At 63.2% G+C, this 24,454-nt stretch carries 22 protein-coding genes; 6 read left to right on the top strand and 16 right to left on the bottom strand.

All coding sequences use genetic code 11. From position 1 onward, the window contains the following. Positions 1-21 precede the first annotated feature (21 nt). Together ACZ48C_RS03045 and ACZ48C_RS03040 are read right to left on the bottom strand one after the other, a co-directional pair. Positions 22-798 carry an SDR family NAD(P)-dependent oxidoreductase gene (locus tag ACZ48C_RS03045; RefSeq protein WP_464782135.1) on the bottom strand — a complete coding sequence of 259 codons (777 nt, stop codon included), beginning with the start codon at positions 796-798 and terminating at the stop codon, positions 22-24. Continuing rightward, positions 795-1,577 (bottom strand): SDR family NAD(P)-dependent oxidoreductase, encoded by a 783-nt coding sequence (locus ACZ48C_RS03040; RefSeq protein ID WP_464782134.1) that lies wholly within the window; start codon positions 1,575-1,577, stop codon positions 795-797. The genes ACZ48C_RS03045 and ACZ48C_RS03040 overlap by 4 nt, the downstream gene beginning before the upstream one ends. A gap of 155 nt (positions 1,578-1,732) precedes the next feature. Between ACZ48C_RS03040 and ACZ48C_RS03035 the strand changes: the two genes are divergently transcribed. Genes ACZ48C_RS03035 through ACZ48C_RS03015 form a run of 5 tightly spaced genes read left to right on the top strand, consistent with a single transcriptional unit; the run spans position 1,733 to position 7,260 of the window. Then, complete coding sequence (locus tag ACZ48C_RS03035) at positions 1,733-3,121, top strand: glutamine synthetase family protein (protein WP_464782133.1); 1,389 nt, start codon at positions 1,733-1,735, stop codon at positions 3,119-3,121. Positions 3,122-3,142: 21 nt separating this feature from the next. Next, on the top strand, positions 3,143-4,546 hold the full coding sequence (locus ACZ48C_RS03030; protein WP_464782132.1) for an aldehyde dehydrogenase family protein: 1,404 nt from the start codon (positions 3,143-3,145) through the stop codon (positions 4,544-4,546). Positions 4,547-4,574: 28 nt separating this feature from the next. After that, entirely contained in the window at positions 4,575-5,765 is a 1,191-nt protein-coding gene (locus ACZ48C_RS03025; RefSeq protein WP_464782131.1) for a glycine C-acetyltransferase, read from the top strand. Between the two features lie 20 nt (positions 5,766-5,785). Next, positions 5,786-6,568: an SDR family NAD(P)-dependent oxidoreductase gene (locus ACZ48C_RS03020; protein ID WP_424548433.1), complete on the top strand. Its 783-nt coding sequence runs from the start codon at positions 5,786-5,788 to the stop codon at positions 6,566-6,568. Then, positions 6,556-7,260 carry a hypothetical protein gene (locus tag ACZ48C_RS03015; protein ID WP_464782130.1) on the top strand — a complete coding sequence of 235 codons (705 nt, stop codon included), beginning with the start codon at positions 6,556-6,558 and terminating at the stop codon, positions 7,258-7,260. The genes ACZ48C_RS03020 and ACZ48C_RS03015 overlap by 13 nt, the downstream gene beginning before the upstream one ends. Positions 7,261-7,348: 88 nt before the next feature. On the opposite strand, the gene ACZ48C_RS03010 is transcribed toward ACZ48C_RS03015, so the two are convergent. From ACZ48C_RS03010 to ACZ48C_RS02985, 6 genes are all read right to left on the bottom strand, one after another. Beyond that, positions 7,349-8,236: a branched-chain amino acid ABC transporter permease gene (locus ACZ48C_RS03010; protein ID WP_424548435.1), complete on the bottom strand. Its 888-nt coding sequence runs from the start codon at positions 8,234-8,236 to the stop codon at positions 7,349-7,351. A gap of 13 nt (positions 8,237-8,249) precedes the next feature. Further along, positions 8,250-8,966 (bottom strand): ABC transporter ATP-binding protein, encoded by a 717-nt coding sequence (locus ACZ48C_RS03005; protein ID WP_424548436.1) that lies wholly within the window; start codon positions 8,964-8,966, stop codon positions 8,250-8,252. 12 nt (positions 8,967-8,978) lie between these two features. After that, positions 8,979-10,184, bottom strand: a complete 1,206-nt coding sequence (locus ACZ48C_RS03000) for an ABC transporter substrate-binding protein (protein ID WP_424548437.1) — start codon at positions 10,182-10,184, stop codon at positions 8,979-8,981. A gap of 77 nt (positions 10,185-10,261) precedes the next feature. After that, positions 10,262-11,470 (bottom strand): ABC transporter substrate-binding protein, encoded by a 1,209-nt coding sequence (locus ACZ48C_RS02995; RefSeq protein ID WP_424548438.1) that lies wholly within the window; start codon positions 11,468-11,470, stop codon positions 10,262-10,264. 9 nt (positions 11,471-11,479) lie between these two features. Next, positions 11,480-13,360, bottom strand: a complete 1,881-nt coding sequence (locus ACZ48C_RS02990) for a branched-chain amino acid ABC transporter ATP-binding protein/permease (RefSeq protein WP_464782129.1) — start codon at positions 13,358-13,360, stop codon at positions 11,480-11,482. 494 nt (positions 13,361-13,854) lie between these two features. Next, positions 13,855-15,306 (bottom strand): M81 family metallopeptidase, encoded by a 1,452-nt coding sequence (locus tag ACZ48C_RS02985; RefSeq protein WP_464782128.1) that lies wholly within the window; start codon positions 15,304-15,306, stop codon positions 13,855-13,857. 137 nt (positions 15,307-15,443) lie between these two features. Here ACZ48C_RS02985 and ACZ48C_RS02980 point away from each other — a divergent pair, with 137 nt between their 5' ends. Next, positions 15,444-16,178, top strand: coding sequence for a helix-turn-helix domain-containing protein (locus tag ACZ48C_RS02980; protein ID WP_464782127.1), 735 nt, complete (start codon positions 15,444-15,446; stop codon positions 16,176-16,178). A 117-nt stretch (positions 16,179-16,295) separates the two neighbouring features. Here ACZ48C_RS02980 and ACZ48C_RS02975 read toward each other — a convergent pair whose 3' ends face one another. Genes ACZ48C_RS02975 through ACZ48C_RS02940 form a run of 8 tightly spaced genes read right to left on the bottom strand, consistent with a single transcriptional unit; the run spans position 16,296 to position 24,406 of the window. Then, positions 16,296-17,063, bottom strand: coding sequence for an SDR family NAD(P)-dependent oxidoreductase (locus ACZ48C_RS02975; RefSeq protein WP_424548442.1), 768 nt, complete (start codon positions 17,061-17,063; stop codon positions 16,296-16,298). A gap of 1 nt (position 17,064) precedes the next feature. Continuing rightward, positions 17,065-17,958 carry an aldose epimerase family protein gene (locus tag ACZ48C_RS02970; protein ID WP_464782126.1) on the bottom strand — a complete coding sequence of 298 codons (894 nt, stop codon included), beginning with the start codon at positions 17,956-17,958 and terminating at the stop codon, positions 17,065-17,067. Next, positions 17,955-18,863, bottom strand: a complete 909-nt coding sequence (locus ACZ48C_RS02965; protein WP_424548444.1) for a dihydrodipicolinate synthase family protein — start codon at positions 18,861-18,863, stop codon at positions 17,955-17,957. The genes ACZ48C_RS02970 and ACZ48C_RS02965 overlap by 4 nt, the downstream gene beginning before the upstream one ends. Beyond that, complete coding sequence (locus tag ACZ48C_RS02960; protein WP_464782125.1) at positions 18,860-20,473, bottom strand: GMC family oxidoreductase; 1,614 nt, start codon at positions 20,471-20,473, stop codon at positions 18,860-18,862. The genes ACZ48C_RS02965 and ACZ48C_RS02960 overlap by 4 nt, the downstream gene beginning before the upstream one ends. A 1-nt stretch (position 20,474) precedes the next feature. Further along, positions 20,475-21,623: a galactonate dehydratase gene (gene dgoD / locus ACZ48C_RS02955; RefSeq protein WP_424548446.1), complete on the bottom strand. Its 1,149-nt coding sequence runs from the start codon at positions 21,621-21,623 to the stop codon at positions 20,475-20,477. Further along, a complete protein-coding gene (locus ACZ48C_RS02950) occupies positions 21,620-22,684 on the bottom strand; it encodes an ABC transporter ATP-binding protein (RefSeq protein ID WP_464782124.1) in 1,065 nt (354 codons plus the stop codon). Before ACZ48C_RS02950 ends, dgoD begins: the two co-directional genes overlap by 4 nt. Before the next feature lies 1 nt (position 22,685). Next, positions 22,686-23,504: a carbohydrate ABC transporter permease gene (locus ACZ48C_RS02945; protein WP_424548448.1), complete on the bottom strand. Its 819-nt coding sequence runs from the start codon at positions 23,502-23,504 to the stop codon at positions 22,686-22,688. A 5-nt stretch (positions 23,505-23,509) separates the two neighbouring features. Next, the gene (locus ACZ48C_RS02940; protein WP_464782123.1) at positions 23,510-24,406 is read right to left on the bottom strand and encodes a carbohydrate ABC transporter permease; all 897 of its coding nucleotides are present in this window, start codon (positions 24,404-24,406) and stop codon (positions 23,510-23,512) included. Positions 24,407-24,454: the final 48 nt, after the last annotated feature.

Genomic DNA, 24,454 nt, shown 5'->3' with positions numbered 1-24,454 from the left:
GATGGAAGGGACCTGGCCCCTTCATTGCAGCTTGGCCGTGAGCCCCCCATCCACGACGAGGTCCGTCGCGGTGACGAAGGAGGCGTCATCGGAAAGGAGAAACATGCAGGCCTGGGCGATATCGTCCGGGCGGCCGATCATCGGCAGCGGCGTGCGCTTGTTCATTGCCTCCACCCGATCCGGATCGGCATAGATGCCGCCCGTCATCGGCGTCCAGACGGAACCGGGGCAGACGGTGTTGGAGCGGATACCCTGGCGACCGTAGGTCAGCGCGAGGCTGCGCGAAACGGCGATCAGCGCCGCCTTCGACGTCAGGTAACCGTCGCTGGGGCCGGCCTCCAGATGATTGTCCACGCTGCGAAGGCCGACAATGCTGGCGACATGCACCATGCTGCCGCTGCCCTTGCGGGCCATCAGCGGCACGGCCAGACGCGCGGCATGGATGGCCCCCACAAGGTTGATCCGCATCGTCCTGTCCCAGACGTCGAGGTCCATATCGACCACTGAGCCGTCGTCATTCCAGAAGAAGATGCCGGCAGCGTTGACGAGGAAGTCGAGTCCCGTTTCCGCGAACGAACTGAAAGACGCGGCAAGCTGGCCGGCATCCGTGATATCCCCCTGGACATAGGCGACACTGCCCGGTCCAGACGGGAAGTCCGTCGGGTCCTGCTTGATGTCGAAGGCGACGACACGCGCTCCCGCCCGCACCAGATGGCAGACGATCGCATGGCCTATTCCTCCGCCGGCGCCCGTCACATAGGCGTGCGTGCCGGAAAAATCGTGTTTCGTCGCGGTCATAGGTCGGCCTCGCCCTTTGTGGTGTAGGCCGAGGTGATCCCGCCGTCTGCAAGAAGAACCTGGCCGGTGATGTAGGAGGATTCATCGCTGAGAAGGAACGCCGCCACGGTGGCGATCTCTTCGCATTGCCCGAAGCGCCGCATCGGCAGGTGTGGCATCCGCGTTTCCATGAAACCCGGATAACGATCCTGCAGGGACTGATAGAGCTCCGTCACGACCGGACCCGGCGAGACCGCGTTGACCCGAATGCCACGTGGGGCCAGCTCGATCGCCATTTCCCGCGACATGGCGACGACGCCGCCTTTGGCGGCGCAATAGGCGATTTGCGCATGGGCCGAGCCGATATGCGCGACCATGGCAGCATTGTTGAGAATGGTCGCGCCTGGCCGCTTCGCCATATGCGGAACTGCCGCGCGACTCATCAGGAAGATAGACGTGAGATTGAGGGCGAGCGTGGCGTTCCACGTCACCACCTCGGTCTCCAGAAGGCCGGCATCTCCCTGAAGACAGGAGCCGGCATTGTTGAAGAGTCCATCCAGCCTGCCGAAGCGCGACATGGCAAAATCGACCGCCGCGTGGCAATCGGCCTCCTTTGCAACGTCTGCGCTGAAGTAAGCGGCATTTCCGCCGGCGGCGTTGATCTCCGCCGTCAGCGCTTCCAGCGGGTCGGTCGCTCGCGCCACGAGCACGAGTGCGCAGCCCTCTGCCGCAAACTGCCGGGCGCTGGCCGCGCCGATGCCTTTGCTGGCACCGGTGATCAGAATGGTGCGGTCTTTCAATCTCACATCAATGCTCCGATAGGATGGGGCCTGGCCGTCATGACACGATATATCCATATTAGAAAACATTTTTCGTATTTGACAATAGTTTTCGTTTGCCGCATCTGTATGAGGGACGATGGGCGAAGGGCAAGAGAGACGAAGGAGGGTCGACCTTGGGACAACCTGAAGCATCCCGCGCCGCGGCAATCGCGGCCGCGAGGGGGGAAATCGGCAAGCGGGGCCTCAAGCAGGTCACGGTCGCTCATTTCGATACGAACGCCACGCTACGCGGCAAGCTGATCTCGGCTGACAGTTTCCTTGCCGCCCTCGAAGGAGGCACCGGCCTCCCCGCGGTGTTCACGGCCGTCGATTACAAGGAGGCCGTCGTGCCCGGCCTGCCGGTTACGGACGCGGGATCCGGCTATCGGAACAGCTCGGTCCAGATCGATCCCCTCTCCATGCGCGTGTTTCCGCATGGCGCGCGCAAGGACGACCTCCTCTTCCTTCTGCAATTCGACGACGACAGCCGCCAATATTGCCCGCGGGCGATCCTGACCAAGGCACTCGAAGATTTCCGCGGTCTCGGCCTCGATATCTACAGCGCCTTCGAATACGAGTTCTCCGTACTCGACGAAACTCCGGCCACTGCCCTCACCAAGAGCGCCGATGCCCTGGTTCCCTTCGAGGACAATCCGGTTTTCGGATCGATCGTGCAGCAGGTCTGCAATGGCGAGTTCTATCACGAGCTCAGCGAAGTTGCCGACACGATGGGCTTCCCGCTCGACGCCTTGCACAAGGAGCTCGGAGCCGGCCTGCTGGAAGTCGCGCTGAAGCCGAGCGTTGGCCTGCGCAGCGCGGACAACGCAGCCCTGTTCAAGACGATGGCGAAGGCAGTCGCCAAGCGCAGGGGCCTGACGGCCACCTTCATGGCCAAGCTGAAGATGTCGCTTCAAGGCCACGGCGGCCACGTCCACCTGTCCTTCCGCGATATCGGAACAGGCAAGGCCGCCTTCGCCGATCCGGACGGCCAGTTCGGCATGAGCGCACGCGCCCGCCACTTCGTCGCGGGTCTCCAGCGCTACCTGCCGGAGCTTGCTCTCATGGCGCTGCCAAACATCAACTCCTACCGCCGGCTCATTCCCAATGCCTGGGCGCCGGTCTATCCCAATTGGGGCTTTGAAAACCGTACCTGCGCACTGCGCGTCGTGGGCACAAGCCCTGCTTCAAAGCGCGTGGAGATCCGCCTTGCCGGCGCCGATGCCAATCCATATCTGGCGCTCGCCGCCTTCATCACGGCGGGCCGTCTCGGTATCGAGCAGGCCCTGGAGCCGTCCGAACCCTGCGCACAGAACGGTTGGGACGAGGCCTCGGTGCGGGACCTGCGCCGCTTCCCCTCCTCCTTGCCCGAAGCAACGGAAACCTTCGCGGCCTCGGAGGTCGCCCGCGCGCAGTTCGGCGAAACCTTCCTCATCCATTACGCCGGCATCAAACGGGCGCAGAGCGAAGACTTCGCCCGCACGATCACGGACTGGGAAATCCGCAATCTCCTGATCTCCTCCTGAGGCAACCGCAAGCGAGACCCCATGGCACAGACCTTCAACGTCATAACCCCGGTCGACGGAAGCATCTACATGCAACGTCGCTTCGCAACGGCAGATGAAATCGCGGCGGCGGTGCGCAAGGCCAGGCAGGCGCAGCGCGAATGGAGCCGTGTATCCCTTCAAGAGCGAATGGGGAAATGCCAGAAGGCCGTCGATATCCTCGTGTCGCGCGCCGACATGCTCGGCGAAGAGGTCGCCTGGCAGATCGGCCGGCCGCTGCATGTCGCGGCTGCGGAGATCAGCTCCGGCTACCAGCGCCGCGCTCGTCATTTCATCTCGCTTGCCGATCCGATCATCGCCGAACGCCCTTTGGACGGTGCCGATGGCGTGCGCCGCTTTGTCCGCCATGAACCGCTTGGCGTAGTGCTCTCCATCATCGCCTGGAACTATCCCTTCGCCTCGGCGACGCTCGCGGCGCTCTATCCGATCGTCGCCGGCAATGCCGTGATCATCAAGCACTCGCCGCAATGCCCGGCCGCCGCCGAGCGCCTTGCCGACGCTTTTATCGAGGCGGGCTTGCCGGAAGGCACCGTGCAGGCGCTGCATATGGCAAATCCCGACGCGGCCGCCCTTATCGGCTCCGGCGATATTCAGCATGTCGAATTCATCGGGTCCAATGCTGGCGGAATGGCGGTGCATGCCGCCGGTGCCCAGGCGATGGTCAGCTATTCGCTGGAACTCGGCGGCAAGGATCCGGGCTATGTCCGCCCCGACGCCGATATCGACGCCACCGCCGCGGCGATGGCTTTCGGCTTCAGCGACAATTCCGGCCAGTCCTGCTGCTCCCTCGAACGCATCTATGTCCACGAGCGCGTCTATGACGGCTTCCTGGAAGCGCTGCGCGTCCATTCAGCGAAGATCACGCTTGGCCATCCTATCGAAGAGCAGCCGGATATCGGCCCCGTCGTCAGCGCGGCGGCGGCCGACCGGATCCGCGCGCAGGTCACCGATGCGGTGACAAAGGGCGGCAAGCTACTCCTGCCGGAAAACCGCTTCGCCATCGCCCGCCCGGGCACCGCCTATGTCGAGCCGCAGGTCGTCTACGACGCCGACCACACGATGGACATCGCCGTGGCGGAGACCTTCGGCCCCCTCGTCTCGGTCACCAAGGTCGCCAGCGACGAGGAGGCGGTGCGGCTGATGAACGATTCCGACTATGCGCTTACCGCCTCCGTTTGGACGAAGGACGTGGAGGCCGCCATGCGTATCGGCGAGCAGGTCCCATCCGGCACCTGGCTGATGAATCGGTGCGACCACAGCGACATCAACCTGCCATGGGGTGGACGCAAGAGCTCGGGGCTCGGCTATGTGGGCGCCGATCTCGGCTATCTGCGCGTAACGACCCCGCGCGGCTACCACCTGAACACCGGCTTCAATGCCGGCTGAACGCCCCAAACGAGATTGCGGAACCGCCATGCCGGAAACCTTCTACACCCAGCTCGCCACCACCCTCGATGACATAGAGGCGAAAGGCCTTACCAAGAGGGAGCGGCTCCTCGCCTCGCCGCAGGGCGGCCGCATTACCGTGGGGACACCGGGAGAAACCCGCAAGGTCCTCAACATGTGCGCCAACAACTATCTCGGCCTCGCCGCCCATCCCGCGCTTGTGGCCGCAGCACGGGAAAGCCTTGACCAGCGAGGCTACGGCATGGCCTCCGTCCGTTTCATCTGCGGGACGATGGACATTCATCGCACATTGGAGGAGCGGCTTTCCCGCTTCCTCGGTTACGATGACGCCCTCCTCTACACTTCATGCTTCGATGCGAATGGCGGCCTGTTCGAGCCTTTGCTCGACGAGAACGACGCCATCATCTCCGATGCTCTCAATCATGCCTCGATCATCGACGGCATCCGCCTTTGCAAGGCCAAGCGCTATGTCTACGCCAATTCCGACATGACGCAGCTGCGCGAAAGGCTGCAGGAGGCCCGCGGCAAGGGCGCACGCACCATCATGATCGCAACCGACGGCGTGTTCTCGATGGACGGCTATCTTGCGCGTCTGCCGGAAATATCGGCGCTCGCCCGGGAATTCGATGCCCTCGTCATGGTCGACGACAGCCATGCGACCGGCTTCGTTGGCCCGAAGGGCAAGGGTACGCCGGCGCATTTCGGCGTCGAGGTCGATATCCTCACCGGCACGCTCGGCAAGGCGCTGGGTGGAGCCGTCGGCGGTTACGTGGCGGCCCGCAAGCCGGTGATCGATCTTCTGCGCCAGCGGTCGCGGCCATATCTCTTCTCCAATTCCCTGCCGCCCGCGGTGGTGTGCGCAGCACTCGCAGCCCTCGACCTCGTGGAGCAGGGCGACGACCTGCGCAGGAACCTGTTTTCCAATGCCGCGCACTGGCGCACGGGCCTCGAACGCCTCGGCTTCGACGTTCTGCCCGGCGAACACCCGATCATTCCCGTCATGCTGGGCGATGCCGCGCTCAGCCAACGCATGGCAGCCGACCTCTATACCCGAGGCGTCTATGTCAGTGGCTTCTTCTATCCGGTCGTGGCCATGGGCAAGGCCCGCATCCGTACACAGATGAACGCCCTTCACACCCACGCGGATCTCGACTTCGCACTCGACGCTTTCGACGCGGCACGCCGCGCGGTCGCTTAGCAATACCAGGAGGACCACAGATGAATCGTTTATCCGGCAAGGTCGCAATCGTCGTGGGAGCCGGTGTCTCCGGCCAGGGATGGGGCAACGGCAACGCAACGGCCGTGGAGTTCGCCCGGGAGGGCGCCAAGGTCGTGGCCGTCGATCATGATCTTGTGCGAGCGCAGCAGACCAGGGACGCAATCCTGGCGGAGGGAGGCACGGCCATCGCGCTGCAATGCGATGTGACCTCATCCGAACAGGTTGCCAGGATGGTCGCCACGGCCAAGGAAACCTATGGCCGTATCGACATCCTGCACAACAATGTCGGGATCGTCGTCGTGGGTGGCGTGGTCGACATGCCGGAGGAAGTCTGGGATCGTGTCGTGGACACCAACCTCAAGGGCATGTTCCTGACGTGTAAATATACGATCCCGGTCATGCTGGAAAATGGCGGCGGATCGATCGTCAACGTTTCCTCCACTTCCGGCATCCGCTGGCAGGGCACGCCCTACATCTCCTACGCAGCGTCAAAATCCGGCATTTTGCAATTCACCAGATCCATCGCCATGGAATTCGCTGAGCGCGGAATCCGGGCCAATGTTCTCCTGCCCGGCATGATCGACACGCCGCTGGTGCGCAACTCCCTTTCCGACGAAGGATATGAAGCCGTGAAGAGGGCCCGCGACGCTGCCTGCCCGATGAAGCGGATGGGCACTCCCTTCGAGGTCGCCAAGGCAGCGATCTTCCTCGCCTCCGACGAGGCGAGCTACGTCTCCGGCGCGGAGCTCGTGGTCGACGGCGCCCTGACATGCAAGATCTGACCGCCACGAAACAGCGGTGCCTCGGCATCATCGCAGGAGCGGGGCCGGATGCCGGCCTCGCTTTCTGGCGCAAGGTGCTCGCCGCCGAGAAGCGGCGCTTGGGCGAAGCCTATCGCGGCGATCTCGACGCACCCCGGATACGCATCGTCTCCGAACCGGAACTCGGCCATGTCATGCGCATGGCCGACCATCACGACTTGCTCGAGGCAAGCCTGAGCCGGCTACTCGGCGAACTCGCCCATAGCTGCGACCGGATCGTGCTCGCCTGCCACGCCCTCCAGTCCATGGCCGAGAAGGCCGCCGGCGCGATGGCCGGCGACCGGTTCGTCTCACTGCCCGCGCTCGTCCGTAATCACTTGCAGGATACGAGGCTCGATCGCGTCGGTCTTATCGGCGCACCCTCCGTCACCGCCGACCGGACCGCCTCCCCCTACGGTTCGCTGTGGGACATCGCCAAGGTGGAGACGCCCGCCGATCCCGCCGCCGTGCTCGACCTCATCCTGACGGCGAAACGCATCGGCACCGCACATCCGGACATCGCCGCTCGACTTTCCACCGTAGTCGCCGGCTTCTCGGCCGATACGATTCTCCTGGCCTGCACGGACTTCAGCGACATCGCGCTGGATATTCCCGGCAAGCGGATCATCGACATCATGGACATTGCCGCGGAAGCAGTCGTCCAACCCGCCTGAGACGAACGAAAACTGCATGACGACGCACAAAGAACCCGCCGGTCATTCGACCGGCGGGTTCTTTGTGCGTGCCTCGGGAGGGAGGAAATCAGCGGATCGGCTGCGCCCGCGCGAGCACCAGGCCGCCGGGACGGAACAGAAGGAACCCGATGAGAATCATCAGGACGAGCGGGTCGCGGAAGATCAGCATCTTCGACGGCAGGACGGCCTGAAGCAGTATCTCCAGGAATCCGAGGAAGAAACCGCCTGCAACAGCCCCGACGAGGCTTCCCATTCCCCCGATGATCGTCGCGACGAAGGCCTTGACGAGCGGCGTGAAGCCGAGCGTCGGATCGACGGAACCGCGCTGGGCAAGCCAGAGGACGGCGGCGATGCCGGCAAGCAGGCCCGAGATCGCGAAGGCCCCGGCAAAAACGGCGTTGGCACGAATGCCCATCAGCCGCGCGACGTTGAAGTCCTCTGCGGAAGCCAGCAACGACAGGCCGAATTTCGTGCGATTGAGGAAGAGGTTGAGCAGGATGACCGAGCACAGGACGACCACGATCGAGACGATCTGGACGATGCCGATATAGACGCCGCCGATCGAGATCGCTCCGGTGAAGATATCCGGCATGACCACCGGCTTGCCGCGCGAGCCGAAGACGATCTGGAACAGGATCTGAAGTGCGCCGGACAAAGCGAAGCCCGTCACCAGCAATGTGGTGGGATCGGCACCCCGCAGCGGCCGGAAGGCGATGCGTTCCATCGCCACCGCCGCGCAGACCGCAGCGGCAAGCCCGACCAGCACCGCCACGCCGAACGGGCAACCGAGCGAAAGCGCGAAATAGATCGCATAGGCGCACACGGTCATGATTTCTCCGTGGGCGAAGTTGATGAAGCCGAAAAGGCTGAAAACGATGGCGAGGCCAAGAGCCAGCAGCGCATAGGTTCCACCAAGGCTGAGGGCATTGATCGTGTATTGAATGAAGAGTTCCATTGCGTTGCCGTCCTCAGGCGGATGTATCGGCGATCCCGAGATAGGAATGCCGGATGAGTTCGCTGTCGAGCATTTCCCGGGAAGTGCCCTCGGCAACGATGCGGCCGTTCTCGAGGACGCAGGCGCGGTCGGCGATGGAGAGCGACTGATAGACGTTCTGCTCCACCAGCAGGATCGTCAGACCACCGTCACGCAGCTTACAGATCAGCTCAAAATTCTCCTGAACGATCTTCGGCGCGATGCCCAGCGACGGCTCGTCGAGAAGCAGGACCGAGGGAGACGACATGAGGGCACGGGCGATGGCCAGCATCTGCTGCTCGCCGCCCGAAAGCGTCCCCGCAAGCTGTGCACGCCGCTCGGCAAGAATGGGGAACTGCTCGTAGAGACCATCCAGCACATCGGTCTGGCGCCAGGATTTCTTGGTCATGGCGCCGAGCAGCAGGTTCTTCTCGACCGTGAGCTTGGCGAAGACGCGCCGCCCCTCCGGCGAAAGGGTCATACCGCGCTTGACGATCTGCTCAGTGCTCTGCTTCTCCAGGGCTTCACCGGCCAGGGTCACCTGACCGGCCGCCTTGGGAATGAGCCCCATGATCGCATTGAGGGTGGAGGTCTTGCCGGCCCCGTTGGGGCCGAGAAGCGAGACGATCTCCCCCTTGCGGACCTCAAAACTGACACCCTTGACGGCCTCGATAGGCCCGTAGCGAACGGAAAGATTATCGATTTTCAGCATTGTTCCTCTCCGTCACGGTGTCGGAATATCCGCCGCGTCGGGTACGATGGATTTCTTGAAGACGCCCTTGCCGCCTTCGACCTCGAGCACATGCACGGGCCAGAGCGGCAGACGACCGCGTCCCTCATAGGTGATGGGTCCGCTCGGGCCGTCGAAACCCTTCGTCGCTTCGATAGCCTTGCGCAGGGCGTCAGGCTGCGTCGAACCGGCCCGCCGCGTCGCGTCGGCGATGACCTGCATCGCCGTATAGCCGACGATCCAGGCAGCGTTCTCCACATGCTCGGGATGCGCCTTTGCAAAACGGGCCTCGATCTGGCTGTACTTGCTGCCCTCCACCGGAACACGGTTCGTCAGCAGGATCGTGCCGTCGGCGATCGAACCCAATGCGAAGATCGTCGGTGTATCGATGGCATCGGCCCCGAGGATGCGGCTCTTGATGCCGGCCGCGCGGAGCTGGCGCAGCAGCGCAGGAAAATCCGGTTCGAAGGCCGCCGTCATGATGGCATCGGGCTCCTGAGGCAAGGCGCGAATCTCGGCGACGACGCTGCCGAAGTCGACCTGGTTGAAGTTGTATTCGCCCTCGCCGACGACGGTGCCACCCTTCTTCTGAAACACTTCGGCGAAGTAATCCGGCAGCTTCTCTGTATAGGCGTCGTCGGGCGATTTCAGCAGGTATACGTTCTCGATCCCAAGATCCTCGCGCGCATAGATTGCCAGCGCCGCGCCCATCAGATTGTCGCTGAAGTTCGACAGATACATCCAGTCGCCAACCTGCGGTGCGACGGAAGGCTGCGAGCCCGTACTGTTGAACATCAGCACGCCCTGCTTCTGGCCGGCGCGGCCGGCCGCGATGGTGCCGGACGAATCGGCGCTCATCATCAGCACGCTGATGCCCTGCCCGAGCAGGGCTTCCACCGACTTGACCGCCTCTGCGGAAGAAGAGGCCGCATCCCGCCCCTGGATCAGCTTGACTGGGATTTTCCCGTCGATTCCCCCGGCCGCGTTGATCTCCTCGGACGCGAAGGTGAAGCCGGCGGCAAAGGCAACGTCGAAGGCCGAGGCCCAGCCGGTCTGGGAATGGGCCATGCCGATCTTCAACTCGTCGGCAGCATGCGCTACCGGCGACATCACGCCCATGGCGAGGGCCATGCCCAGGCCGCCAAGCACGCTCCGGCGCGTCCATGACAGGAGGGTTCTAGGAGGTTTCGTTCGGGTCATGCCATGTCTCCTGAGCTGTTCGATGACGTCGTTTGCGAATGGCCGCCGCGCCGGTCCACCGGCACGGCGTGAGACGGTCAGGGCGCCGGGATATCGGCCGCGTCGGGAACGATCGTCTTCTTGTAGACGCCTTCTCCTCCCTCGATTTCCAGTACATGCACCGGCCAGACCGGCAGCCGGTTGCGGCCGGCATAGGTGATCGGACCGCCCGGACCGGCAAAGCCCTCTGTCTCCTCCAGCGCCTTTCGCAGGGCGGCCGGATCGGTCGCGCCCGCCCGCCGCGCGACATCCGCGATAACCTCCATGGCGGTATAGCCGACGATCCAGGCCGCGTTTTCCGCGTGTTCGGGGTAGACCTTCGCGAAGCGCCCCTCGATTTCCTTGTAGGTGCTGCCTTCCAGCGGCTGGCGGTTGGACAGGACGACCGTGCCATCGGCGATCGGCCCGAGCGAGAAGATCGTCGGCGTGTCGATGGCGTCGGCACCGAGGATGCGACTTTTGATGCCAGCCGCACGGAGCTGGCGCAGCAATGCGGGAAAGTCCGGCTCGAACGCCGCCGTCATGATGGCGTCGGGAGGCTCCGGCAGGGCGCGGATATCCGCTACGACGCTGCCGAAATCGACTTGATTGAAGTTGTATTCACCTTCGCCGACGATCGTGCCGCCCTTTTTCTGAAAGACGTCGGCGAAATAGTCCGGCAATTTTTCCGTATAGGCGTCGTCCGGCGATTTCAGCAGATAGACGCTCTCGATGCCGAGCTCGCGGGCATAGAGTGCCAGCACCGTACCCATCAGGTTGTCGCTGAAATTGGAAAGATACATCCAGTCGCCAACCTGACTGGTGACGGAGGGCGGAGAGCAGGTGCTACCGAACATCAGCACGCCCTGCGTCTGGCCAATACGGCCGGCGGCGATGGTGCCGGACGAATCGGCGCTGGTCATCAGGACCGAGACATTCTCCTTGAGCAATCCTTCGACGGACTTGACCGCTTCGGCGGAAGACGAGGCCGCATCGCGCCCCTGCACCAGCTTGACCGGCAGCTTGCCGTCGATGCCGCCCTTCTCGTTGATCTCCTGCGCGGCGAAGCTGAACCCCGCTGCGAACGCGCTGTCGAAGGAGGCGGCCCAGCCGGTATGCGAATGCGCCATGCCGATGCGTAACTCCTCGGCGGCAAGCGCCCGGGGGATACCCGGCAGGCCGGCAACGACGCCCGCCGCCAGAGCGAGGGCGACACCGCCGAGAAGCGCACGACGCGTACAGGACACGGTATTTCTGCTGTCAGACATTCCAATCCCCTATTGGTTCGCTTGGTAATTCGTTCCGAGATAGGCCTCGATGACCTTCGGATCCGCCTGGATGGCCTTCGGTTCACCTTCGGCAATCAACTCGCCCTTGTTCAGGACGAAGATGTAGTCGCACAGCCGCATGATGAGGTGCAGGTCGTGCTCCACGATGAGAATGCCGACGCCGAACCGGGTCCTGATCTTCAGGAGCAGTTCCAGCAATTCGACGGATTCCTTGCTGTTCATGCCGGCCGCCGGCTCGTCGAGCAGCAGATACCGGGGGCGCAGGGCAAGCGCGCGGGCGATCTCCAGCTTTCTCTGTCCGCCATAGGAGAGCGTTCCCGCCTTGAGGCCGGCCATGGCGCCGAGTCCCAGCTCATCCAGATAGGCCATGGCCTCCCGCTCCAGTGCAGCACCGGAAAGGCCGCGTGCGGAGGCCGCCACCATGACGTTCTCGTGCACGGTGAGATCCTTGAAGAGGCGGATGTTCTGGAAGGTCCGTGCCAGACCGGACAGCGCGATGTCGTCGACCGAGCGGCCGTCGAGCCGCGTCTTTCCCAGTTCGACCGTGCCTGCGGAGGGTCGGATCACGCCCGTGATGATGTTGATGAGTGTCGTCTTGCCTGCGCCGTTGGGGCCAATGAGACCGACCACCTCGCCGGGACGCACGCGCAGGGAAACATCCTTCAGCGCTTGCAGCCCGCCGAACCGAACGCCAACCGCAGCGACCGCAAGGACGGCCTCGTCCGCCGGTATCGCGGCGTGGCGCTCCTGCGGGCCGGCGGACGGGAACCGTCCGTCGATCAATCGCGCGAGCCGGGCGCTGTAGACTTCCCGGCTTCCCATCAGGCCGGCCGGCTTGCGGTACATGACGAAGAGGATGACGAGGCTGAGGAGGATCTGTGCGAGACCCCAGAGCGGGGGAACCTCAAAGCTGCCGAGCGTGATGCCCGCCTCGAAGGGGCGCACGAATTCCACCAGGAGCGAGATCAGCAGCGTACCGAAGACCGCACCCGAAATCGACCGGATGCCGCCGACGACCAGCATCGCAACCAGTGCGAACGTTTCCTGGAGGTAGAAATTGCGCGGAGAGAAAGCGCCGAGCGTATGAGCGAACAGCGCGCCGGAAAGCCCCATGACGACGGCGCTGAGCACCCAGCCTTGCAACAGGCGACGGTTGCCCCGCACGCCCATGGCCGTGGCAGCGAGCTCGGTCTCGCGCAGGGCACGCAATTGAAGGCCGGCCTTCGATTCCTTGAAGAGGAAGGCAACGGCGAGCGAAGCGAGCAGAAGACCGGTGACGAGCACGAGGTTCGTATCCTCCGGCACGCCGTAGAAGGCCTTGTTGCCATTGGTGAAATCCTTTGCACCGATCAGCACGAAATGGCTGATGACGAGAAGTCCGAAGGTCGCGACGACCGCCGAGGAATCCCGCAGGCGCGAAAGCGGCAGCCCGGTGATTATACCGAGCACCAGCGAAACGCCGACCGCCGCCGCGAGGCCGCCCCACAATCCGACATCGAGCGACAAGAGCGCTTCGGGCAGGTGCGGCAGAAACTGCGCCTTCAGATCGGGCGCGGTCGTGGCGAGCCCCGTGGCATAGGCACCGATGGAGAAGAAAGTGATATGGCCGACGGTCAGGATACCGGAATTTCCGGTGTAGACGGAGGTTCCCACGACCGCAATCATGTTGATCGCCACCAGCATGGCGATGCGCTCGAAATCCGCACCGAGCCAATGAACGCCGACGACGAGCACAACCAGCAGCGCTGACAGGATGAGGAAGGAGTTCGTCGCCGCCGCCACGCGCGAGGGGATGCCCCCGGCCACCCGCACATTCTGCGGGTTCAGCGCGTCGGCCGCCTCGGGAGTTCCGACCGATTTGATCGCCATTCGGCTTTCCTGCATCTTCCTGTCCTCTGTGGATTGCAATTCAGGACGCCCTCCGGCACCCCTTGTGGCTACCGCGAGCAGCATCGTCTTGCGCACCGCGGCGCGCATCGATCCATTTCCGGAATCATGTTCCTCCTCCTGCAGCCGATGCCGGCGGCCTCCATGCGAAGTGCCAGACGTGCGGCCTACGGCACACCGATCTCGGTTCCGGTCGATCCTTCAGCGGTCGTTACCGGAGAACCCCTTTTCTTATTTTCAGCAAACATGCTTATTTTGATAAATCATGTCAATATAGAAAAGTTATTTTCAATTTAGGAAAAAAGTGTCGGCAATGAATACGAATGCCGGCGCAAACGCGCGCATTCCGGACTTTTCAGAATGAAAATCATTGTAAGACAGGACGATGGGCGCCCACCATCGACGCTGGATGGAAAGAGTCGGCAACTCCCGGGCGAAGAGGCGGAGTTAGAGGCCGGGCGCAACCGGGCAACCGATCACCAGGGGTTCGTTTCGAACGGCCATTTGCGACGATCGATCTTCTCATAGTCAATCTGAAGCGGATCGGGACTGAGCGCGCCCGGGCCGGCGCAATACAGTATCTCGCCGGCAACCGCCTCAAATCCGCTGCGGAAATGCTGGGTCGACTTGACGATCACCACCGCTGCATCACCGAGCGCCACCCCCTGGTTCGTGAAGGCGTCGGGGTGGTAGACTTGGGTCCTGACCGTGTTGACCAGCACGGTGACGCCGTCGACATCGAGCACCGCGACGTCGCCCATCCGACTGCTTCCCTCGCCGAAGGTCTGCCAGGCGTCCCGTTTGAGATTCAGGACACGCGCCGTGGCAACGACCGGCTGGCCCGACTGGGCAGACGCCTTGCCGCCAATCGCGACGGCGAGCGTATTACCAAGGCCGGCGGCGAAGGCTGCTTTCACGGTCTCGATATCCCATATAGCGCCGATGAGTGCTTTGGTAATCCCGCGTTCGAGCAGTTCGCGAAGCAGGAACGTCGAGTCGCTGGCAGCGCCGCCTCCCGCATTGTCCGCGGTATCGGCAATGACCACCGGATAGGCTCGCGCCGTGCCGAGCCGCGCGAATGTTTCCGCAATCGTCAGAAATTCCGGATGCGTACGCCCGCGTGCCGCGATCGCCTTGCCGGCCAGAGCCTGCGCCGCGACGAGGGCGGCGGCCGGATCTCCGTCGGAATAGGCAAGCGCCTTCGTCCCCATATCCGTGCAGTCCCCCCAGGGGAAGCCGTGGACGAGGGAAACGCTGAGGATGCCTTTTTCGGATCGCTCAAGGGACTGGCACAGGTCGACAATCTCGCGGCTTGCCGGCTCGGAGGTGAAGAACAGGTCGATCATGCGGCAATCGACGACCGCAGGAACCGGCGCCGCCTCTCCCGCCGCTGCCCGCTCGAGGATCGCGCAAAGCTCGCCGGCCCTCTCGCCGAAATCCACATGCGGATATTCCTTGAGGAAGATCAGCGTGGTGGCATTTTCCACCATCCGTGCCGACAGATGGCAATGCGGATCCAGGATCGCGCCAATCGCGCAGTGCGGGCCGGCGCTCTGGCGCACGGCTTCGAGAATGTCGCCCTCGCAGTCGTCCTCGACCGTCGTCGCCATGGCTCCGTGAAGGACGAGAACGACGATGTCGGGTTTTTCCCGGCGCACGCCATCCAGAATTTCCTCGCGCAACGCCAGATAGGTATCGTGATCGACCGGGCCCGCCGGCCGGGCATAGGCGAAGACGCCATGCGCCACCACATGCCCCTTCGCCGAGAAATAGCGGTCCGCAACGAGGAGTGGCTGCGCATAGGGATGGGGCATGGCCCCGAACGCACCATTCCGAACGAGGCTGCCCTGCTGGAAAGTCGCCATATCGCACGGTACGGAGGAGAATGTGTTCGTCTCGGTGATCAGGCCGGCGCAATAGATCTTCATGGGAGAGAGGCCTCACGGAACGTTCGTGCAGAGGTGCGCAAACGATTTCTGGGATATTTGGAAACAATTTTTCCAAATATGAATGTATGTTCTATTTGGAAAAGATTGTAAACTTCCCGTACCCGTGCGAAACACGGATGTCGGACGATCAGATGGCGAACGGTCAGGAGAGCAAGGTGGACGAGGCTTCGGAAGGAATGAAGGCAGCGGCAGGCGCGAGCCGGCGCCCGAAAAAGGCCAAGGCCAAGGACCAGAGACAAAAGCTCGGAGATAATCTGAGGCTGATCAGGAAACTCCATAACTGGTCGCTGTCCGATATTCACAAGCTGACGGGCATTCCGCTTTCGACCTTGTCGAAGATCGAAAACGGCCATGCGACACTGACCTTCGAGAAAATCGTGCTGCTCACCGAGAAACTCGGTATCGAGTTCGCCGACCTCGTCAAGCCGGAGCGGAACAATCTGCCGAGCGCCAGCCGCTCGATCACCCGGTCGGGAACCGGTGCGCGGCTGACGGTCGGGAACGTCCAGTTCGAATTCCTGAGCGGTGAACTGACTGCCAGCCGGAGCATCGCCTTCAAATCCACGATCACGGCCCGGCGCGACGATGCGAACGTCCCCCTCTTCAACAATCATTCCGGCGAGGAGTTCGTCTACGTGCTATCCGGCACGCTCATTCTCTATACGGAGCATTATGAGCCGCTGGCGCTCAATCCCGGCGACAGCATCATGTTCGACGCGAGCATGGGGCACTCCTATGCCTATGATGGCGAGCACCCTGCTGTGGTCATCATGGTGAATGAAAAATATATCACCCCGACCAGCCAGTCCGTCTTCGAGACCCTCAAAGCCAGGTCAACGAATATCGGTTAAGACTGTTTATTGCCACGGAGGGCTGATGGAGTCGATGCCACCTCCATCAGCTCCGGCCGGATCGATAATCTTGCTGCGATAGATTTTGGAAACCGTCTACCCAGCAATCGCCGATAACTAGCCTGTGGTGACAACGCCGCCGTCGATAGCGATAGCTTGACCGGTCATCATGCGGCTGGCCGACGATGCCAAGAACAAACAGCCACCGACGATATCCTCCGGCGCCAGCGTATCCTTAAGGCATTGCCGATCAAGATGGGCTGAAAGCGCCTCAGGAGTGACCCATTTTTCCTTCTGCTTTTCGGTCAGAACCCAGCCGGGCGCCAGCGCATTGACGCGGATTCGATCCGGTCCGAACTCGCGAGCGAGCGCCCGCGTCATGCCGTTGATGCCGGAATTCGCGGCCACGTAGACGGGATAGCCGGCATTGCCCATCATGTAGCTGATCGAGGTGAAATTGACGATGGCGCCGCCGTTCATCGCCTTCATGCCAGGAATGACAGCTCGGCAGGCGAAAAAATAGGCCTTCAGATTGATGGCCATCGCCTGCTCCCAGAAAGCTTCGTCCACCGCGAGCGTATCATGCCGCTGGTCGTTGGCGGCATTGTTGACGAGCACGGCGACAGGGCCATGAACCTGCGCGGCGGCGTCCAGCGCCTGTTCCAGAGAAGCGAGATCGCTGATATCGGCCGGCAGGAACAGCGGGCGCCGGCCAGTCTTCTGCTCCATCTCTATACAGAAGGCAGTCGCATCGGAACGCTGGCAGAAGGCGACACGCGCGCCTTGGCGCAGGAAGCCTTCGGTAAGGGCCGCGCCGATGCCCGAGCCGCCGCCCGTGATGAAGACGGACGCGCCTTCGAGGTCCGGATAGATCGCCTCTGACATGTCAGTTCTCCTTTGTCGCTTCGATGCTGATGGATAGGCCCCATTCCCGTGTTTCGCCCGGCTGGAGCCAAACCGCCTTGCCGCTGGCGACAGCATCGGCAAGGCTCTCCATCGGTGCGGTGGTGGGGGAGAGAGAAATCTGGCTGACCGGCGCCTCGGCAGGCCAGCCGCCGTAATCCAGCCAGAGACCGAGATACCCGGCAGTCTCCGCATTCCAGCGCAGAGTAAAGATGCCGCGATCTCCGACGACACGCATCTCGGCCTGCCCTTCTACAGAGGTAAAGAATTTGCCGGCGAACCGGGTTTTCAGGGGGTGGATCTGGTCGAGGGCGGGCAGTCCGTCCCGGATTGGGTCCGGGAAGGCGACAGGGCCTTTCGCAAGAACATGCCCGTTATGGCTGATGAAGGCCGCGTCGAGGGTTTCGATACCCGGCAGATGGAGCCGGTCGCCTTCCTTCGGCGCGATAAGAAGGTGCTGGGACCAGAGATAGGGCATCGTGGCCGAACTTTCGTTCGAAACGCGATAGGTAAGGGCAAGCCGATTGCTTTCAAGTGTCAGGGCGCGTTGGAAGCAAAGTGGCCCTGCTCGGCCGTTTATCGTGGCACTTCCAGCCGTCGCCTCCACGTCGACTGGGCGGCCCCAGAACTCACCGTGATCGCGAAGCGCCACCGGCCAGGCGTCCACTTCGCATGCGGCCGCGGAAGGAAAACATTCGTCCCAGCCGCGTGCCTGCTCGACGCCAAAGGTCGCCGTCTGGTCGGGCGAGCCAACCGCCGGCCCCGGGACAAGCCAGTTGCGGCCGGTCGCGAGATCAGTAAGTTCGCTTACCCGTCCGCCGAAATCCGGCTCAAGGCGCAAGCGAAGAATTCCATTGTCGAGGATGATTCCGCTCATGGCTGCTCCTGTTGCAGGCGGGAGAGGGTTTGGGCCCATTGCCGGGCGATCGACAGCCCGACGGGCTGGACAGGCTGGCAGGGTGCACGATCGTGGATCGCGATGCCGGCATTTTCGCCGAAGATCCGCTTGCCGTAAGTGATGAGGTGTTCCAGCGACTGCATGACGAAGGTGGCGGCGGGAAGCGCCGCGGCATAGAGGGCCTCGGCCTCTGCATGACGGTCCGTTTGCCACAGGTCAAGGATGCGCGAAGCGACCGGAGCGATGTCAGGCGCGAGCACAAAGCCGCGGCAGCCGACGCGCAGGGCGTCGGTCATTTCGAGTCCACCGCGCCCACCGACAACCGCAAGGCTCTCGCCCGCCACGTCAATGATACGGGCAAGGCCGAGCGCGGCATCCTCGGCCTTTACAGCCGCAAGATTGGGCGCCCGCTGTTTCAGGCGGACGAGGTCTTCGCCGGAAAGGGCGCGGCCAAGATATTGTGGTGCGTTCTGCACGGCGACGGGCAGCGCGGTCGCTGTCGCGACACGCGCAAAGAAGTCCAAATAAACATCCGCACCATAGTTGCCGACCATCGGCGGCTGGAGGATGAGCCAATCGGCTCCGGCCGCCGCTGCGCAGACTGCAAGCTCCACCTGCTCGCCCACCGAATTGCCAGCGATGGTCACCGAAAACGGCAAGCGGCCCGCATTGGCGCGCGCTGTCGTCTCGATCAGGGCACAGCGTTCGGCGAAGGTGAGTTTCAGTACCTCGGTCGCGAGGCCCAGTACGGTGATGCCTTGGCAGCCCGTCTCGACGCAATAATCGACCTGCGCCTTCATCGCCCCGTGATCAAGCGCTTCCTTTGCATCGAACAGGGCAAAGAGCACGGCATAGATGCCGTCGTGAAGGTTGGTTCTTGTCATGCTGCACCCATCATGATGTCCACGCCGCGATCTGCGACCGCCATGGCGGGCGCGTTGGTGTTTCCGCTGGTGATGCGTGGCATCATGGAAACGTCGAAGACGCGCAGGCCTTCGATGCCCTTGACACGCAGGTCCGGCGTCAACACGGCGAGCGGATCGTCCTCGGCGCCCATTCGGGCGGTGCCGCAGGGATGGTAGTTGGTCTTGACCGTACGCTTGCAATGGGCAAGCAGCTCGGCATCGGAGCGGAAGGCCTCGCCAGGGAATATCTCGCCCTTGACGACCTTCGCCATCGGCCCGGTTTTCAGCACCTCGCGAGCAAAGCGCAGGCCGGCGATCTCGTGGCGGATATCGTCCTCATGGCCGAGATAGTTGGAACTGATCATCGGCAAGGCGGCAGGATCGGCCGAGCGAAGACGCACCGTGCCGCGCGCCTTCGGTTGCAGCAGGCAGGAATTGAGCGTGACGCCGTCCGTCGGGGCGACGCCCATGACGTCGCGGTCGAGATAGACGGTCGGCACGCAGTAGAACTGGATCATCGGCTCGCCGGTGGGATCGAGCGGATTGATGAAGGCGCAGGTCTCGCAGCCGTTCGTCGAGACGGGGCCGGAGCCGAACAGTATGTATTGCAGGCCATTGCGGAGCATGCGCAGGCCACGGTCCTCGCCGTAATAACCGAGCTTTTCATGGGTGGCGGCAACCAGCGGAACCTCGTGATGGTCCATCAGGTTCTCGCCGACGCCGGCAAGATCCGCCTCGATCGCAATGCCGTGTCGGCGAAGATCCTGCGCCGGGCCGATGCCCGAGAGCATCAGGATTTTCGGCGTGCCGAAGGCCCCGGCCGCGAGAATGACCTCGTTTGCCGCGTGGAGCCTCCGGATCTGGCCGCCTTCGGCGATCTCGACACCCACCGCCCTGCCACCCTCGATGAGGAGACGCAGGACGCGCGCACCGGTCATGACGGTCAGCCTCGAATCGCCGGCCCGGGGTTCGATGAAGGCTTCGACTGCACCGCAGCGGCGGGCGCCGCCGATCGTCGTCTGCATGTAGCCGACGCCGGCCTGCGTGCCATCGTTGAAATCGTTGCGCAGCGGCAGGCCCATTTCCTGCAACGTCTTGACGAAGACATGGGAGATTTCGGCGATGTGGCGCGGATTGGAGACCTTCAGCGGCCCCTCTGTGCCGTGGGAGGGACCGGCAAGCGACTGGTTGCCCTCCTGCTGGCGGTAGTGGGGCAGGATGTCGTCCCAACTCCAGCCGATGCCGTTCGGACCGATCCCGGTCATCCGGTCCCATTCCTCATAATCGGAACGGCGGCCACGCATATAGACCATCGCGTTGACGGTCGAGCCACCGCCGAGCACGCGGCCCTGCGGCAGGTCGTGCGACCGGCCGCCGAGCTGCGGTTGCGGTTCCGTCTTGTGGAAGGTCAGGTATTTGCTGCCCTTCAGCATCTTCACGAAGCCGGCCGGCATGCGCAGCAGCGGATGGCGGTTCGACGGTCCTTCCTCGATGAGCGCGACGCGGGCGCCGTGCTCGCTCACCAGTTTTGCCGCGGTAACACAGCCCGAGGAGCCGCCGCCCACGATGATGTAATCGAAGCCGGTCATCTCACCATTCCGCAATCGAGCCGTCCGCATGGCGCCAGACCGGCGCCCGCCAGGCGTGGCCATCGACGGCGCGGGCGCGCACCATGTCCTCATCCACCTCGATGCCGAGGCCGGGACCCATCGGGATCGCCAGGAAGCCGGCTTCGACCTTGAAGCGGCTTTCCGGCTTCAGGTAGTCGTTGAGATCGCCGCCCTTGTTGTAGTGGATGCCGAGGGACTGTTCCTGGATGACGGCGTTGTAGCAGATCGCGTCGACCTGGAGGCTGGCGGCCAGCGCGATCGGCCCGAGTGGGCAATGGGGCGCCATGGCGATGTCGTAGCTTTCCGCCATATGGCCGATGCGCACCATCTCGGAGATGCCACCGACATGGGCCGTATCCGGATTGATGATGCCTGCTGCACGCTTTTCGAAAACGGCACGGAAATCGTAGCGGCTGTGCAGACGCTCGCCAATGACGAGCGGAATGGATGTGGTACGGGCAAGGTCCGCCATGTGATCGATCTGCGCCGAGACCACCGCATCCTCGACGAACATGGGCCGGAGCGGCTCGATTTCCTTCAGCAGGATTTTTGCCATAGGTGCATGCAGGCGGCCGTGGAAGTCGAAGGCGAGATCCATGCGGGTGCCGACTGCATCGCGCAGTTCGCCAAGCTTGGCGATGATCCGGTCGATCTTGGCGTAGCTGTCGAGGAACTGGACTTCCTCGGTGGCGTTCAGCTTACACGCGTCATAACCGGCTTCGATGAGCACCGTCGCATCGGCGACGAGATTGTCGGGCCGGTCGCCGCCGATCCAGCGATAGGTACGCACCTTGTCGCGTACCTTCCCGCCCATCAGCGCATGTACCGGCTGACCGAAAGCCCTACCTTTGATGTCCCACAGCGCCATGTCGACACCCGACATGGCGCTCATCAGCACGGGACCGCCGCGATAGCAGCCGTTGCGATAGATCATCTGCCAAGTGTCCTCGATCAGCAGCGGGTCGCGGCCGATGAGCAGGGTTTCCAGCTCGCGGATCTTTGCCGCCAGCGTTTCCGCATGGCCCTCGAGCACTGGCTCGCCCCAGCCGGAAATACCCTCGTCCGTGGAGACCTTGAGGAACAACCAGCGCGGCGCGACGACGAAGGTTTCGAGTTTGGTGATTTTCATTGGGAAGTCCTCAGCCGGGCGCCGGATGCACTGTCGAAGTAGCGAATGCCATTGGGGGAAAACCGCAGATCGACGGTGGCGCCGATCTCCGGACGGAAATGTTTGTCGGCCTTGAGCACCAGCCGGCCCTTGCCGTGGTCGGCGACGACAAGCGTCGCGTCGCCCGTCGGTTCGACGGAATAGACGGTGACCGTCAGGTCGCCCGCCTCGCCCTCGGTGGCGACCGTGATGTCCTCGGCGCGGATGCCGAGCTGGGCCTCCTTCGCGTCAACGATGCCGGCTGCCGCGATGCTGGCCTTGCCGGAGCGGAAAGCGCCGCCCTGTATCTCGCCGGGAATAAAATTCATCGGCGGCGAGCCGAGGAAGCCGGCGACGAACAGGTTGTCGGGATCGTCGTAGATCTGGTCCGGCGTCCCGATCTGGCGGATTTCACCGGCTTCCATGATGATCACGCGGTCGGCCAGCGTCATTGCCTCGATCTGGTCGTGGGTGACATAGATGGTCGTGATACCGGTCTCGCGCTGGATATGCTTGATCTCGGCCCGCATCGCGCCGCGCAGCTTGGCGTCGAGGTTCGACAGCGGTTCATCCATCAGGAAGACATCCGGCGAGCGGACGAGTGCACGGGCGAGCGCCACACGCTGACGCTGGCCGCCCGAGAGGTTCTTCGGCAGTCGGTCCGCATAGGGCGCAAGGCCCACCTTCTCCAATGCGGCAAGTGCAGTCTTTTCCCGCTCGGCCTTTGCCATGCCGCGGGCACGCAAGGGATAGGCGACATTGTCCAGCACCTTCATGTGCGGGTAGAGCGCATAGTTCTGGAACACCATCGCCATGTTACGCTCGCGCGGAAGGCGGTTGGTGATGTCGGCGCCGTCCTTCAGCACCGTGCCGGTGGAGGCCGTCTCCAGCCCGGCGATGATGCGCATGGTCGTCGTCTTGCCGCAGCCGGAGGGGCCGAGCAGGACCAGGAATTCGCCATGAGGGATATGGAGGTCGATGGGCTTCAGCGCGGCCAGCGCGCCCCAGCTCTTGGTGACGGATTGAAGCGTGATTTCGGTCATGTCAGCGATAGGCCCCCATGGTCAGGCCACGAATGAGGTGGCGCTGGAAGACAAGGATGAAGAGGATGATGGGGATGATCAGCAGGCTGGCGGAGGCCGACAGCTCTGCCCAGGCGATCGTCTGGTAGCCGATGAAGCCATAAAGGCCGACCGGCACCGTGCGTACTGTCGAATCTCCCAGCACCAGAGCGAAAAGGAACTCGTTCCACGACAGGAGGAAAATCAGGATGCCGACCGAGATGAGCCCGGGCATGGCAAGCGGCAGGGTGATGCGGGCGAAGACCTGGAAGTGATTATCGCCATCGAGGCTCGCCGCCTCCTCGATCTCCCGCGGCAATTCGGAGAAGAAGCCGCGGAGCAGCCAGACCACGATCGACAGGTTGAGCGTGACGTGAGCGAGGATCAGGCCGAGATGCGTGTCGAGCAGGCCGAGTTGGTAATAGAGCACGAAGAACGGGATCAGCATGGCGACCGGCGGCGTCATGCGGGAGGAAAGCAGCCAGAAACCGAAATCGCCGCGCCCGCGGAACGAGTAGCGCGCGAGGATGTAGGCTGCCGGTGCGCCGAGCACGAGCGTCAGCAGGCTGGAGCCGGCCGCCACGATCGTCGACGAGGCGAAATAGGCCCAGATATCTGGATTGCCGATAACCTTGGCGAAATTGGCGAATGTCGGCTCGAACAGGAAGAGCGGCGGCCGGGCCATAGCCTGGATCGGCGTCTTCAACGCGGTGAGAAAGATCCAGTAGAGCGGAAAGATGCACCAGACGGCGAAGACGTAGAGGATCAGACGGCGCAGCCAGACGGAGGTGAATAGCTTCATGTCGCTTAATCCTTCAGGTCGAACAGGCCGAGCCGGCGAAGGAACACCTGCCCCGCGACAAGGGTGAACACGAGCATGACGATTGCCAGCGCCGAGGCGTAACCCATCGACAGGAACTCGATGCCGTACTTGTAGGCGAGCAGGTTCAGCGTACGCGTGGCAACGCCCGGCCCCCCACCGGTCAGAACGAAGATGATGTCGAACGTCTTGAAAGCGTCGATCAGCCGGAACAGTAAGGCGAGCGCCAGGTACGGCTTCAGCCGCGGCAACGTCACGAGGAAGAAGGTGCGGAACGGGCCGGCGCCATCCATCTGGCTGGCCTCTTCCGGCTCCGGCGGCAACGCCGCCATGCCGCCCATCACGATGAGCAGGATGAAGGGCGTCCATTGCCAGACGTCGACAAGGATGAGCGACAGGAGCGCGGTTTCCGGCGCGGCCGTCCAGGCGCTCGGAGAAACACCGACCAGACCGAGCAGGTAGTTCAGCACGCCCTGCGTGGGATTGAACATCAGCCGGAAGGTGAAGGTGGCGGCGATCGGGGTAATCGCCATCGGCAAGAGATAGACAACGCGCAACCATGAAGCCTGCCGGACCTCGTGGTGCAAGAGCGCGGCGATACCGACACCCAGCACCGTCTCGATGCCGACCGCGACGACGGTGAAGATCGCCGTTATGCGCGCAGAATCCCAGAAATCAGCCGAGGAAAGCAGGTCGGAGTAGTTCTTGAGGCCGACCCAGTTGATCGTTTCCGGCGCGGTCAGCGAGTAGTCGGTGAAGGAGAGATAGACGCTGACGAGAAAGGGGACGAGCGTCAGCGACAGCATGAGGATCGTCGCCGGCGCAAGCATCCACAGGATGAAGCTGCGCTCGGCGCGTTGGATTGTGGTCTGGCGGAGGGGCACGGGCCTGCCTTTCTGATCGGGAGCCCCCCGACCGAAACGCTCGGGGGG

It is taken from the genome of Shinella sp. 1A1 (assembly GCF_055379515.1).
Note: the sequence above shows the minus strand (reverse complement) of the source record. Positions and strands in the feature narration are given on the sequence as shown.